Raw genomic sequence first — 13,071 nt, 5'->3', positions numbered from 1 at the left:
TCGTGACGCTGTCCGAGGCGGTCAGCGGCGCCCGGGCTCGCGAGCCGCAGGGGCGACGATGCCGGCGACCACGATGAGGGCCGCGACGACGAGCAGCGCTCGCAGCAGCCCGACGTTCTCGCCGAGCACTCCGAGCAGCGGCGGACCGATGAGGAACGCCGAGTAGGCGATGACGGACACCGCGCTCACGCGGGAGGCCGCGGTCTCGGCGTTGTCGGAGGCGGCGGAGACCGCCACCGGGAAGCCGAGCGCGGAGCCCAGGCCCCAGAGCACGATCCCGAGGACCAGCACGACCGGCTGCTCCACGAAGATCACGAGCAGGAGACCGGCGAGTGCCGTGGCCGCGGACGCCCGAAGAACGAGGACGCGACCCAGCCGGTCCACGACCGGGCCTCCGGCGACGCGGCCGGCCGTCATCGCCGCGGTGAACAGCCCGAGCAGGAGCGCCCCCGTCGCGGCCGACTGTCCTCGCTCGTCGACCATGGCGAGGGCGAGCCAGTCGTTCGCGCTGCCCTCCGCGAAGGCCATGCCGAGAGCGACGAGTCCGAGCAGCAGCGTGGCCGGGTCCCGCCACACCTTCATCCGCTCGGAGAGGGCGGGGCGCCGGGACTCCCCCGAGTCGCCGCCGGGAGCGAGGCGATCCCCGAGGAGGGGACGCGTCGCGATGGCCACCGCGACGACGACCACCGCCGCGACCACCGCCAGATGGGACCAGACCGGCACTCCGGCGTAGACGACCAGCGCGCTCACGCCGGCCCCGGCGACGGAGCCGAGGCTGAAGCCCGCATGGAACAGCGGGAGCATGCTGCGGCCGATGGCCCGCTCCGCCGATCCGCCCTCGACGTTCTGTGCGACGTCCGCCGCCGCGGAGGTTGACCCGAAGAGGAAGAAGCCCGCGAAGGCGACGGCATAGCTGTGCAGCACGTCGGTTCCGATCCCCACGAGCGCGATGCCGATCGCCGCGACCGTGAGTCCCCAGAGGATCGTCCGTCTGCTGCCGAGCATGTGGACGAGCTGACCGGCCACGAGGAGTCCGGCCATCGCTCCTCCCGCACCGCCGACGAGCAGGAACCCCATCTGCGCCGTGCTGACGTCCAGACCGTCGCGGATCGCGGGGATGCGGGCGAGCCAGGACGCGAGCCCGATCCCGCTGACGACGAAGACGGCGAAGACACCGCTCCCCCAGAGGACGAGGCGATCGCGCGCGGGCGCGGCGGGAACGCTCACGCGTGCACGACCGCCCGGCCTCGTAGGGTGGATCGGGTCGCCGCCCGCCCCAGACCCCGGAAGGATGCATGAGCCTCGACATCCCGCCGGAGGAGTTCGAGCGGCTCGTCGTCGAGGAGCTCGACGAGCTCCCGGACGAGATGGTCGACGGACTCGAGAACGTCGTGTTCGTCGTCGAGGACCGGCCGGAGGACGGGTCGCTCGACGTGCTCGGCACCTACGACGGGGTCGCCGTCACGGAGCGGGACCGCTACGGCTTCGGCGAGATGCCCGACCGGATCATCCTCTTCCGTGAGCCGCTGCTCGCCATCTGCGACGACGAGGACGAGCTCCGGGATGAGATCCACGTCACGCTCGTGCACGAGATCGCGCACTACTACGGCATCGACGACGAGCGGCTGCACGAGCTGGGCTGGGCCTGAGGCCCTAGAAGCGCAGCGAGTCGATGTCCGTGTCGTCCTGCACCGCGTCGCTGTCCCGCTCGTCCCAGCGGTAGCGGACGTGCGGGACGCCCTGGATCACGCGGCTGTCCTCGGCGACGTACCAGAAGAGCCGCTCGCTGCCGACGACGGAGGCCATCTCGCTGATCTCCTCGTCGTACTTGCCGTCGATCAGGATGCGGTGCTCGACCCGGCCCTCGAAAGGACCGTCGATGAACTCCGCGACGTACTCCTTGCTCTGCGGGACAGCGGGGTGGGCGTCACTCATGCCTCCACGTTACCCCCGGCGGTTCCTGCGCCCGGGGGCCTTGCGCGCCGCTAGCCTCTCCCCCATGGCGCGGGGGGAGCGGAACCGTGTGCTGGCGGCGGCCGGCGCCCTGCTGCTCGTCGCCGCGGCCGTCTACGGTCCCGTCGCGCTGCTCGCTCCCCTGCCCCAGGCCTCGGTCGAGCCTCTGCCGGTGACGGCGACGACCGGCGAGGCGCCGGACCCGGTGCTCCCGGTCACCGGCTCCGCCGCGGTGACCCTCGGACCGGATCAGGAGCCGCTCGGCTCCGACGCGATCGTTCCGATGGCCGCCGCGGCCAAGGTCATCACCGCTCTTCTGGTGCTCGATCGGCATCCCCTGGAGGCGGGGCGCAGCGGCCCGTCGGTGCCCGTCACCGGCGAGGACTTCGCGGCGTATCAGCGGTACACCGCCGAGGGCGTCCGGGCGGTGCGGGTCGTGCCCGGGGACACCTGGACCGAGCGGGAGGCGCTGCACGCGATGCTGCTCGCCTCGAGCAACAACCACGCCGAGATGGTCGCCCGCTGGGCGTTCGGGTCCCTCGACGGCTACCTGACGGCGGCCGACGCATGGCTTGCGGAGCGCGGGCTGGACTCGATCGAGGTCGCGGACACGACCGGCCTGTCCGCGAGGAGCGTCGGGTCCGGCGCGGACCTCGCCCGGATCGCGGCGCTCGCCCTCGCCGACCCCTTCCTCGCGGAGGCGGTGACGCTCGAGACCGCGACGACGACGCGCGGGACGACCTTCGGCAACGACATCCGCTACCGACCCGAGGACGGCATCATCGGCGTCTCCCGCAGCTACACCGACGAGGCCGGCGTCTGCCTCCTGTTCGCGGTCCCGGTCGCGGTCGGCGGCGAGGAGGTGACCGTGTACGGCGCGTTCCTCGGCGAGCCCTCCTACGAGCAGCTCGCGGGCGACATGGACGCCTTCCTGGCCTCGGCGTCCTCCGCGCTGGGTCAGCGGGAGGTGCTGCCCGCCGGCACTCCCGTCGCCCGCTACACGACCGCGTGGGGTGCCACCGCCGACGCCGTCACCGAGGAGTCCGTCTCCACGCTCGACTGGGGCGGCCGCTCCATGGAGGTGACCCCTTCGGTGGAGCCGGTGACGCTCTCCCGCGAGGGCGGCCGGGTCGGCTCGGTGAGCGTGGAGACGATGGACGGACCGATGTCGGTGCCCGTCGTGCTCGATCGTGCCATCGGGGATCCTGGTCCACTGTGGCGCCTCGCCAGCCCGGGCGTCGTCGTGCCGGAGTTCGTCGAGTGGGTCACGCAACGAGGCTGAGGGCCCCGTCCAGCACGACGTCCGCGAGGAGATCCGGCCGCTCGCGCTCGAAGAAGGCGCGCTCCTGCCGGGCCCACCGCTCCCAGTGTGGCGCGTACGTGTCCCCGTCGCGTGCGAGGGCACGGTGCCGGCGCTCCTCCTCGTCGAGCTCGAGCCAGATGGCGAAGGTCGCGAGGGCACGGCTCCGCCTGCTGAGGGCGCCTGCGCCCTCGACGACGAGCGGGGCGGCCGGGTCGAGCGTGTGGACCTCGGCGGGGCGCTCGCTCGACCAGTCCCAGCGCTGCCAGCGGTGGCGGCCCAGAAGGTCGTCGGTCACCGCCGAGCTCGCCTGCTCCAGGCCGTCCCATCCCGGGTAGACGTCGTCGAGCGACACGAGCTGGGCGGGCAGCACCTCGGCCAGTGCGGTCGCGAGCGTCGTCTTCCCGGCCCCGGAGCCTCCGTCGAGGAGCACGACCGGCCGCGAGCCCGAGCCGCGGATGCGGCGGACGAGCTCGTCGAGGGTGGGCTCAGCGGCCGGCAATGAAGTTCCAGCTCCCGGTCGCCACGGCGGCGGTGACCGCGGCGGCGGCGATGAGGACGGACCCGGCGAACAGCGCAGCGTCCCGTCCCCCGAGGCGGGAGGGACGGGCCCAGGTGCGCTCCCCGGGCGCCCCGAAGCCCCGGGCCTCCATGGCGGTCGCCAGGGCGCTGCCGCGCCGGATGGCGAGCACGAGGAGCGCGAACGCCTGCCCCGCGAAGCGGCGGAGCCGGCCCGTGTCCGCCACTCCGCGGGCGCGGCGAGCCAGCTCGAGCGTCCGCCAGTCCTCCCAGAAGACGGCCAGCAGCCGCAGTCCGGCGAGCGCGCCGAGCACGAACCGGGCGGGGAGCCGGACGAGCTGCGCGAGACCGTCGGCGAGGTCCGTCGGGTCGACCGTGAGGAAGAGCACCACCGCGGGGAGGCCGACGGCGAGCACGCGGAGCACGGTGGCGATCGCCAGCTCGACCGAGCCGTCCGAGATCCGGACGAGGAGCCAGTCGACGTAGACGGTCCCGCTGGTCCGGCCGTACAGCAGGATCGTCAGCCCGGTGAGCGGGGCGGCGAGCCACACGACGGCGGTGCGCCGCCACAGCACCTTCCACGGCACCCCGGCGAAGGGCAGCGCCAGCAGCTCGAGGGCGAGGGCCACGGATGCGGACACCAGGTCGAGGGAGAGCACCAGCGCCACGGCGAGGACGGCGGACGCCGCGAGCTTGGTCACCGGGTTCGCCCCCGCGATCGGCCCGGCACCCTCGATCGCCGCGGTCACGCCCGGCTCCCCGCCCCGACGGCGCCGAGGGCCACCGTGCGGGTGGCGAGCGCGGAGAGGAACCGGTCGTCGTGGGTCACCGTGACGAGAGCCGCGCCCTCGTCCAGGAGCTCGCGGAACAGCAGGACGAGGCTGGTCCACGTCCGCACGTCCTGGCCGAAGGTGGGCTCGTCGAGCACCAGCATCCGCGGCCGGGTCGCCAGCGCCGTGGCGACCGAGAGGCGGCGCTTCTCCCCGCCGGACAGCGTGAACGGATTGGCGGCCGCGAGTCGGCTCAGCCCCAGCCGCTCCAGGAGCTCCTCGACCCGAGCCGCTACGGCGTCCTCGGGGAGCCCGAGTGCCCGGGGGCCGACCGCCAGCTCGTCCGCCACCCGGCCGGTGAGGAACTGGTGCTCCGGATTCTGGAAGACCGTGCCGATGCGGGAGAGCAGCTCGCGGGATCGCCACCGCGCCGGCTCGGGCGCGGCCCCGGCCGCGAGCGCAGGGAGTGCGTCCACGCGTCCCGCGAGCGGCGGGAGCAGGCCGGCGAGGGTGAGCGCGACCGTCGACTTGCCGGCGCCGTTCGGGCCGGTGAAGGCCGTCGCGGTCCCCCCGGCGACCTCCAGCTCCTCGTCGAGGGTGAGGACGGGGCGGCGTCCGCGACCGGCCGTCAGCCGCTCGATGCGCAGCAGGGGCTCACCCTCCCGGGCCTCGGCGGGCGCGACCTGCGGCAGGTGTCCCGGCACCCAGACGCCCCCGGCGGCCAGCCGGTCCCCCTCCTGCCCGAACACGCCGGCGGGAGCGCCGTCGGCGACGACACCGTCGGGCCCGAGGACGACGACCCGGTCCACCAGGTCGGCCCACACGTCGGTGCGGTGCTCCACGACGACGAGCGTGGCCCCCGTCTCCTCGACGAGGCGGGCCACGGCCGCGCGGACCTCGGCCACTCCCTCGGGGTCCAGGTTCGCCGTGGGCTCGTCGAGCAGGACGAGTCCGGGTCGCATGGCGAGGACGCCGGCCATCGCGAGGCGCTGCTTCTGGCCGCCCGAGAGCCGGGAGGTGGGGGTGTCGAGCGGCACGTCGAGCCCCACCGCGTCGAGTGCCTCCGCAACCCGGGCCCAGATCTCGCCCCGAGGCACGCCGAGGTTCTCGCAGCCGAAGGCCACGTCGTCGCCGACCCGCGCGAGGATCACTCCCGCTTCCGGGTCCTGCTGCACGAGTCCCGCGCGCCCCCGGGCCGAGGCGGAGGGGACGCCGTCGAGGAGGACGGCTCCCGCCTCCTCTCCCTCGTCCACTCCGCCGAGCAGTCCGGCCGCGCCGAGGAGGAGCGTCGACTTCCCGGCTCCGGAGGCTCCGAGCAGCAGCACGCGCTGCCCGGCCGGGACGTCGAGGTCCAGGCCGCGGACGGCCCAGTCCCGGCGGGAGGCGTGGCGCCATCCCCAGCTCCGGGCCTCGAGGCGGGCGGCGCGGATGCCCGACGCCACGTCAGACCCGCGCAGACTCGCGTCCCGCCGCGAAGCGGGAGAGGGCCCCGGTCCGGGCCAGGGCTCGCGCGAGGACCCACGAGAGGCCGCCCGCGATCACGGCGCCCGAGACGACGGACGACACCAGATAGATGGACGCGAAGGCGGGACCCGACCCCGGATACCAGAGGAACAGGTCGTTGACGGCACCGAACAGGCCGGCGCCCGCCCCGGCGAGCACCGCGACGGGAAGCGTCCAGCGCCGGTAGAGGAAGGCGAGGAACACGAGCTCCGCGCCGAGGCCCTGCACGATGCCGGCTTCGAACGTCAGGAAGCTGCCCCACTGGTTGCCGACCAGCGCCGAGACGACGGCGGCGACGAGCTCGGTGAAGATCGCGGCGCCGGGCTTGCGGATGATCAGGGCCCCGAGGACCCCGGCGAAGAGCCAGACGCCGTTCACGAGTCCCTGCAGGCCGGGGAGCGCTGCTTCGAGGATCGAGCCGGGCACCTGGTAGCCGAGGTTCCAGGCGAGGAACACGAGGCCGGCCGCGACCCCGAGGACGGCGGCCACGACGATGTCGACGACCCGCCAGCGCAGGCGGGACGGTCGGCGGGTGGAGACTGCTGCGGTCACTGTGCGTGCCCTTTCGTCAAGCGGAAAGAAGGGCACGGGATGGAGATGCCTCCCTGCGCTGGCATGATCCAGATCAGGTTCGACGGTCGAAGCTTGGAGAAGCTTCCTCTCAGCCCGGCTCACCGGACTCCCGTGTCGATCCGAGTCTAACCGCCCCGGCGCCCGGCGCCTCCCGTCAGCGCTGGAGCCAGGCGAGGACGGCCAGCACCCGCCTGTGGTCGCCGCCGCTGTCCTCGAGCCCGAGCTTCGCGAAGATCGACGTCACGTTCTTCTCCACGGCGCCGACGCCGATGAAGAGCGACTCCGCGATCGCCGCGTTCGTGCGGCCCTCCGCCATGAGCTGCAGCACCTCCCGCTCCCGCGGAGTGAGGGTGGCGAGCGGATCGTTGCGGCGCCCGAGGAGCTGGGCGACCACCTCCGGATCGAGCACGGTCCCCCCGGCCGCGATCCTGCCGATCGCGTCCTTCAGCTCGGCGAGCGACGCCACCCGGTCCTTGAGCAGGTACCCCACTCCCCCGCGCCCCGAGCCCAGCAGCTCCTGCGCGTAGGTGACCTCGACGTACTGGGAGAGCAGGAGGATCCCGGTCCGCGGCAGGAGGGACCGGAGCTGTACGGCGGCGCGGACACCCTCGTCCCGGAAGGTCGGCGGCATGCGGACGTCGAGCACGACGAGCTGAGGGTCGAGGCCGGGGGCCGCCGCGAGGAGCGACTCGGCGTCCCCGTAGGCCCCGACGACCGAGTGCCCCGCCTCGCCGAGCACCCGGACGAGGCCCTCCCGCAGCAGCACCGAGTCGTCCGCGACCAGGACGCGCAGACCGCTCACCCGCCCCAGCCTAGGGGCGGGTGAGCGGCGGGTCAGCGTGCAGGCTGGGCGGTGTCCGCGGGCAGCGGCAGGGTGGCGGTGACGACGGTCGGGCCGCCGGCGGGGCTCGACAGGGTGAGCGTCCCGCCGAGGCCGTGGACCCTCTCCTCGAGCCCGGCGATTCCGTGCTCGGCGACCGGCACCGCGCCGCCGCGGCCGTCGTCCGTGACCGTCAGCTCGAGCCAGCCGGCGTCGCCCTCCGGCACCCGGCGCAGGGCGACCCGCACCTCGGCCGAGGTCGCGTCGCTGTGCTTCGCCGCGTTCGTGAGCGACTCGGCGGCCAGGAAGTACGCGTTGCGCTCGAGCTCGACCGGCAGCACGGTGCCCTCCCGCAGCTCGTCCACCACGCGGGCCGGGATGGGGCTGCGGGCCGCGAGCGACTCCAGCGCGGGCACGAGGCCTCGGTCGAGCAGGATGGGCGGGGCGAAGCCGCGGGAGATGGCACGGAGCTCCTCGAGCGCCTCCCGCGACTGCTGCATGGCGCCCGCGAGGAGGGTACGGGCGGCCTCCGGGTCGTCGGCCAGCTGCCGCTCGGCGGAGGCGAGGTCCATCTGCATGCGGACGAGGCGCTGCTGAGGGCCGTCGTGGATGTCCCGCTCGAGCCGGCGCAGGGCCGTGCCCTCCGCGGCGACCGCGGCGGACCGCGACGAGGCGAGCCCGGTGACCTGCTCACGCAGTCCCTCGCTCGGGAATGCGCCGAGCATCCCGCGGGCGATCGCGTGGTGCACCGAGACGAGGCCGCGGGTGATGAACGGAAGCGTGACGAGCAGCAGCACGCCCACGACGAAGTAGACGATGGCGTCGCCCTGGCGCTGCGTCAGGCCGGTCACCGTGCCGGGGCTGAAGAACCCCACGATGACGTCGAGGAGGTTCCAGTCGCGTTCCGGATCCTCGGTCCAGCGCGACCAGAACCAGTACGTCACGCCGCCGAGGCCGGTCGTCACCCACACGAACGAGACGGTCCACGAGACGATCCCGACGATCGGGTTCACGACCGCGGTGTGCAGCAGGTAGAGCCAGTAGTGCAGGTCCGCGAGCGGCGAGAGGACCGCGGCGACCTGACCGGACCCGGACGGCTTCCGCCACGCCGGACGCGGGATGCGGGGCCGGCCCGCCGCCTCGAGTCGGGCGATCTCGACGATCCCGAAGCCCCGGGAGACCCACAGGGAGGCGAGCAGGATCGGCAGTCCGACGATGAGGACGATCGTGCTGAAGCCGGCGGAGAACAGGCCGGACACCACCGCGACACCGATGACGACGATCGGCAGGGTCGGCAGCAGGAACCCGAGGTCGCGCGGCACGCCGCGCCAGAGGCGCCCGTAGGTCGTGCGCCGGCGCTCCGCGGCGGGCACTGCCGCCGCCGGAGCGGATGGAGTGGATGTGGTGATGCTCATGGGAGTGCTTTCTCTCGCAGTCATTGTCCCCGCGCCGGGGCTCCTCCAGCCTCGTGATCCGGGGCCGACGGGGGCATGCGGAGGGCACCCGGATCGGAGGGGGGATAACCCCCCGGTCCGTAGGGTGGTTGCGTGGAGTTCTGCCTTTTCACGGAGCCTCAGCAGGGATACGACTACGAGACGCTCCTGGCGAGCGCCCAGGCGGCGGAGCGCCTCGGCTTCGACGGCTGGTTCCGCAGCGACCACTTCCTGCGCACGGGCACCTTCGTCGACGGGCTCCCTGGTCCCACGGACGCCTGGCTCACGCTCGCGGCGCTCGCTCGGGAGGTGCCTCGCATTCGGCTCGGCACCCTGGTGTCGTCGGTCACCTTCCGGCACCCGGGACTGCTCGCGATCCAGGTGGCGCAGGCCGACCGGATGTCGGGAGGCCGGATGGAGCTGGGTCTCGGCGCGGGCTGGTACCGCGAAGAGCACGCGGCCTACGGCATCCCCTTCCCCGAGCGGCGATTCGGCCTGCTCGAGGAGCAGCTGGAGATCGTCACGGGCCTGTGGTCGACGCCCCTCGGCGAGCGCTACAGCTTCGCGGGCCGGCACTACACCCTCGAGGACTCGCCGGCGCTGCCGAAGCCCGTGCAGGACCGGGTCCCCGTGATCGTCGGCGGCTCCGGCCCGACCCGCACTCCCCGGGTCGCGGCCCGGTACGCGACCGAGTACAACATCGCGTTCACCCGCGACGAGCGCGTGCGCGAGGCGTTCGACCGCGTCCGCTCCGCCGCGGAGGAGATCGGCCGCGATCCCGGCGACCTGAAGTACTCGACGGCGCACACGACCGTCGTGGGCCGGACGGAGGCCGAGTTCCGTCGCCGAGCGGAGAGCATCGGCGCGGACCCGGAGAGCCTGCGCACGGCGAACCTCGGCGGCACGGCGGCGGAGGTGGTGGACCGCATCGGCCGTCTCCGCGACCTGGGCGCCGAGCGCATCCACCTGCAGGTGATCGACCTGAAGGACGAGGACCACGTGCAGCTCCTCGCGGACGAGGTCGTGGCGCCCTTCCGCTGATCCCGGGTCCGGGATTGGGCCGCGGCCGCCAGGACTCGCGCCGACCGCGCCCTGCACCACGACCGCGCCCTTCATCACCGAGCGCGCTCTCCACCACCGAGCGCGCCCTGCAGCGCCGAGCGCACCCTGTGCACGGGGCGCGTTCGGTGTCAGGAGGCGCGCTCGGCAACCCCGAGTGCTCCCGGCGCTGCCGGCCGACGCCAGGGCATCGGACGAGGTGTGACCAGCGACAGAAGGCATCCCCGTTGCTGTCGACAAGTCGAACGAAGCTCGGGAGAGGGCACGCACGCGAACACTCATCCATCCCGAGCCGCTGCAGCCGACATCTGGCCCCGCCCATCCGGGGGTCTGCGCGCGGATCAGGAAAGCTCCGCACATTCAGGGCGTGTCGTCCTGAACCGCGTGCGTACGCGGCGTTTCATCCTGATTGGCGCAAGATCTCCTGATCCGCGCAGGGACGGGAGGGGCGCGAGGCGGTGTCGGCGTCCGCCGGGCGCTGCGGCGCTACTTCTTCAGCGCCTTGATGACCCGAGCGAGCGCGCGGCCCGCGAAGATCGTGAGCGGGACCGAGACGGCGAGCAGGGCCACGATGTTCGGCTCGAACCGGACCGTGTTCCCGGTCGTCACGTAGGCGCCGACGGGGATCGTCGCTCCCCCACCGCCACCGCCGGCCGCGGCGTCCTCGCCCTCGTCGCTGCCCCCTCCGAAGCCGTACCAGAGGAACGCGACCGGGACGATCCGCTTTCCGTCGACTTCGATCGGGTCGCCGTAGGCGGCCTTGGCGCCGACGGTGGTGAGCATCTCCGCGAGGCGGACCACGAGCTGAGGCATGCGCCGACACTATCGGCGGAGTCGCCCCTATGGCACCCCCTACCCGCTCCGTCAAGAGGGCGCGGAGGTTTTGAACGCCCTCTGTAGGTTGGAGGGCGCAATTCGACCAGGAGGACCTTTATGGAAGCATGGCCCGGCACCCCGTACCCCCTCGGCGCGACGTTCGACGGCAGCGGCACGAACTTCGCCATCTTCAGCGAGGGCGCGGAGCGCATCGAGCTGTGTCTCTTCGACGATGAGGGCACCGAGACGCGCGTCGAGCTCCTCGACGTCGACGCGTACGTCTGGCACACCTATCTGCCGCACTGCCAGCCCGGACAGAAGTACGGCTACCGCGTCTACGGCGAGTACGACCCGAAGAACGGCAAGCGCTTCAACCCGAACAAGGTCCTGCTGGACCCGTACGCGAAGGCGACCGCGGGCTCCTTCGACTGGGACCAGTCCCTGTTCTCGTACAACTTCGGGGACCCGGACTCCCGGAACGACGACGACTCCGCGGGTCACGTGATGCTGAGCGTCGTCATCAACCCGTTCTTCGACTGGGCCGGCGACCGGCACCCGAAGACCCCGTACTCCGAGACGATCATCTACGAGGCCCACGTGAAGGGGCTCACGCAGCTGCACCCGGACATCCCGGAGGAGCAGCGCGGCACCTACGCCGGCATCGCCCACCCTGCCGTCATCGAGCACCTGCAGAAGCTCGGCATCACGGCGATCGAGCTCATGCCCGTGCACCAGTTCGTGCAGGACTCGACCCTGCTCGAGAAGGGCCTCCGAAACTACTGGGGCTACAACACCATCGGGTTCTTCGCGCCCCACAACGAGTACTCGGCGACGGGTGACCTCGGGCAGCAGGTGCAGGAGTTCAAGTCGATGGTCCGTGCCCTGCATGCCGCCGGCATCGAGGTCATCCTCGACGTGGTGTACAACCACACCGCGGAGGGCAACCACCTCGGCCCGACGCTGAGCTTCAAGGGCATCGACAACGCGGCGTACTACCGGCTCGTCGAGGACGACCAGCAGTTCTACATGGACTACACCGGCACCGGGAACTCGCTGAACGTCCGTCATCCGCACTCGCTGCAGCTGATCATGGACAGCCTGCGCTACTGGGTGACCGAGATGCGCGTCGACGGTTTCCGCTTCGACCTCGCCTCGGCCCTCGCGCGGGAGTTCTACGACGTCGACCGCCTGTCGACCTTCTTCGAGCTCGTGCAGCAGGACCCGGTGGTGTCGCAGGTCAAGCTCATCGCCGAGCCCTGGGACGTCGGTCCCGGCGGATACCAGGTCGGCAACTTCCCGCCCCAGTGGACCGAGTGGAACGGCAAGTTCCGCGACACCGTGCGCGACTTCTGGCGCGGCGAGCCCTCGACGGTCGGTGAGTTCGCCGCCCGCATCACCGGCTCGGCGGACCTCTACGAGAACAGCGGCCGGCGTCCTGTCGCCTCGATCAACTTCGTGACAGCGCACGACGGGTTCACGATCGCGGACCTCGTCTCGTACAACGAGAAGCACAACGAGGCGAACGGCGAGAACAACAACGACGGGGAGTCCCACAACCGCTCCTGGAACTGCGGGGTGGAGGGACCGACCGACGATCCGCACGTGCTGCGGCTGCGAGCCAAGCAGCAGCGGAACTTCCTCGCGACCCTCCTGCTCTCCCAGGGCGTGCCGATGATCCTGCACGGCGACGAGCTGGGTCGGACCCAGAACGGCAACAACAACACGTACGCCCAGGACAGCGAGATCAGCTGGGTGCACTGGGACCGCGCGGACCAGCCCCTGGTCGAGTTCACCTCGGCCGTCGCCCGGCTGCGGAAGGAGCATCCGATCTTCCGGCGCAGCCGCTTCTTCAACGGCCGCCCGGTGGAGCGCGAGGAGGGCGCCCCGGCTCCCGACATCATGTGGCTGAACACCGACGGCAACGAGATGTCGCAGCAGGACTGGGACGAGGCCATGCTGCGCGCCTTCGGCGTGTTCCTGAACGGGACGGGCATCCGCCAGCGCGACCCCCGTGGCCTCGAGATCGTCGACGTGGACTTCCTGATCTACTACAACGCGTCGGACGAGGCGGTGGACGTCACGCTCCCGAGCAAGGACGTCGAGCCGAGCTGGGACGTCGTGGTGGACACCGCGGGCGAGCTCGCGGACACGCCGGCGCGCTTCGCCGGGTCCCACATGACTCTCGAGGCCAAGTCGCTCGTCGTGCTCCGCCAGCATTCCGAGCCGGAGGTCGAGCCGGACCACTCGGTGGCCGCGTCGATCGCCGCCCTGACCGGCACGCAGGTCGACCCCGCCGCGGCCGTCGCGCCCAAGACGCGTTGAGGG

The 13,071-nt window shown here is 72.4% G+C and carries 13 protein-coding genes and 1 riboswitch; of the genes, 4 read left to right on the top strand and 9 right to left on the bottom strand.

Annotated features, from left to right (window positions below):
• Window positions 1-21: 21 nt before the first annotated feature.
• Window positions 22-1,227 (bottom strand): MFS transporter, encoded by a 1,206-nt coding sequence (locus tag J3P30_RS10225; protein ID WP_210480925.1) that lies wholly within the window; start codon window positions 1,225-1,227, stop codon window positions 22-24.
• A 68-nt stretch (window positions 1,228-1,295) separates the two neighbouring features.
• Between J3P30_RS10225 and J3P30_RS10220 the strand changes: the two genes are divergently transcribed.
• Entirely contained in the window at window positions 1,296-1,649 is a 354-nt protein-coding gene (locus J3P30_RS10220; protein WP_210480924.1) for a metallopeptidase family protein, read from the top strand.
• Between the two features lie 4 nt (window positions 1,650-1,653).
• Here J3P30_RS10220 and J3P30_RS10215 read toward each other — a convergent pair whose 3' ends face one another.
• Window positions 1,654-1,935, bottom strand: a complete 282-nt coding sequence (locus tag J3P30_RS10215; protein ID WP_210480923.1) for a hypothetical protein — start codon at window positions 1,933-1,935, stop codon at window positions 1,654-1,656.
• A gap of 64 nt (window positions 1,936-1,999) precedes the next feature.
• On the opposite strand from J3P30_RS10215, the gene J3P30_RS10210 reads away from it, so the two are divergent.
• Window positions 2,000-3,235, top strand: a complete 1,236-nt coding sequence (locus J3P30_RS10210; protein WP_210480922.1) for a hypothetical protein — start codon at window positions 2,000-2,002, stop codon at window positions 3,233-3,235.
• On the opposite strand, the gene J3P30_RS10205 is transcribed toward J3P30_RS10210, so the two are convergent.
• The 6 genes from J3P30_RS10205 to J3P30_RS10180 form a co-directional block, all read right to left on the bottom strand.
• Window positions 3,219-3,755, bottom strand: coding sequence for a hypothetical protein (locus tag J3P30_RS10205; protein WP_246852753.1), 537 nt, complete (start codon window positions 3,753-3,755; stop codon window positions 3,219-3,221). The genes J3P30_RS10210 and J3P30_RS10205 overlap by 17 nt on opposite strands.
• Entirely contained in the window at window positions 3,742-4,521 is a 780-nt protein-coding gene (locus tag J3P30_RS10200) for an energy-coupling factor transporter transmembrane protein EcfT (protein ID WP_210480921.1), read from the bottom strand. Before J3P30_RS10200 ends, J3P30_RS10205 begins: the two co-directional genes overlap by 14 nt.
• Window positions 4,518-5,984 carry an ABC transporter ATP-binding protein gene (locus tag J3P30_RS10195; RefSeq protein WP_307807471.1) on the bottom strand — a complete coding sequence of 489 codons (1,467 nt, stop codon included), beginning with the start codon at window positions 5,982-5,984 and terminating at the stop codon, window positions 4,518-4,520. The genes J3P30_RS10200 and J3P30_RS10195 overlap by 4 nt, the downstream gene beginning before the upstream one ends.
• Before the next feature lies 1 nt (window position 5,985).
• Complete coding sequence (locus J3P30_RS10190) at window positions 5,986-6,597, bottom strand: ECF transporter S component (protein ID WP_210480920.1); 612 nt, start codon at window positions 6,595-6,597, stop codon at window positions 5,986-5,988.
• 33 nt (window positions 6,598-6,630) lie between these two features.
• Window positions 6,631-6,741, bottom strand: a riboswitch (TPP riboswitch).
• 31 nt (window positions 6,742-6,772) lie between these two features.
• Window positions 6,773-7,420 (bottom strand): response regulator transcription factor, encoded by a 648-nt coding sequence (locus J3P30_RS10185; protein WP_307807470.1) that lies wholly within the window; start codon window positions 7,418-7,420, stop codon window positions 6,773-6,775.
• A 32-nt stretch (window positions 7,421-7,452) separates the two neighbouring features.
• Entirely contained in the window at window positions 7,453-8,853 is a 1,401-nt protein-coding gene (locus J3P30_RS10180) for a sensor histidine kinase (RefSeq protein WP_210480919.1), read from the bottom strand.
• 132 nt (window positions 8,854-8,985) lie between these two features.
• Between J3P30_RS10180 and J3P30_RS10175 the strand changes: the two genes are divergently transcribed.
• The gene (locus J3P30_RS10175) at window positions 8,986-9,912 is read left to right on the top strand and encodes an LLM class F420-dependent oxidoreductase (RefSeq protein WP_210480918.1); all 927 of its coding nucleotides are present in this window, start codon (window positions 8,986-8,988) and stop codon (window positions 9,910-9,912) included.
• 504 nt (window positions 9,913-10,416) lie between these two features.
• Here J3P30_RS10175 and J3P30_RS10170 read toward each other — a convergent pair.
• Window positions 10,417-10,743 (bottom strand): hypothetical protein, encoded by a 327-nt coding sequence (locus J3P30_RS10170; RefSeq protein WP_210480917.1) that lies wholly within the window; start codon window positions 10,741-10,743, stop codon window positions 10,417-10,419.
• 120 nt (window positions 10,744-10,863) lie between these two features.
• On the opposite strand from J3P30_RS10170, the gene glgX reads away from it, so the two are divergent.
• Window positions 10,864-13,068: a glycogen debranching protein GlgX gene (glgX, locus tag J3P30_RS10165; protein ID WP_210480916.1), complete on the top strand. Its 2,205-nt coding sequence runs from the start codon at window positions 10,864-10,866 to the stop codon at window positions 13,066-13,068.
• Window positions 13,069-13,071: the final 3 nt, after the last annotated feature.

The sequence above is a fragment of the Naasia sp. SYSU D00948 genome (genome assembly GCF_017916515.1).
GTDB lineage: Bacteria > Actinomycetota > Actinomycetes > Actinomycetales > Microbacteriaceae > Naasia.
Note: the sequence above shows the minus strand (reverse complement) of the source record. Positions and strands in the feature narration are given on the sequence as shown.

What these genes read in the sequence shown, in the direction of transcription:
- J3P30_RS10220 (WP_210480924.1), top strand. Translation starts at nt 1,296, where the DNA reads ATGAGCCTCGACATCCCGCCGGAGGAGTTCGAGCGGCTCGTCGTCGAG.
- J3P30_RS10215 (WP_210480923.1), bottom strand. Translation starts at nt 1,935, where the DNA reads ATGAGTGACGCCCACCCCGCTGTCCCGCAGAGCAAGGAGTACGTCGCG.
- J3P30_RS10210 (WP_210480922.1), top strand. Translation starts at nt 2,000, where the DNA reads ATGGCGCGGGGGGAGCGGAACCGTGTGCTGGCGGCGGCCGGCGCCCTG.
- J3P30_RS10180 (WP_210480919.1), bottom strand. Translation starts at nt 8,853, where the DNA reads ATGAGCATCACCACATCCACTCCATCCGCTCCGGCGGCGGCAGTGCCC.
- J3P30_RS10170 (WP_210480917.1), bottom strand. Translation starts at nt 10,743, where the DNA reads ATGCCTCAGCTCGTGGTCCGCCTCGCGGAGATGCTCACCACCGTCGGC.
- glgX (WP_210480916.1), top strand. Translation starts at nt 10,864, where the DNA reads ATGGAAGCATGGCCCGGCACCCCGTACCCCCTCGGCGCGACGTTCGAC.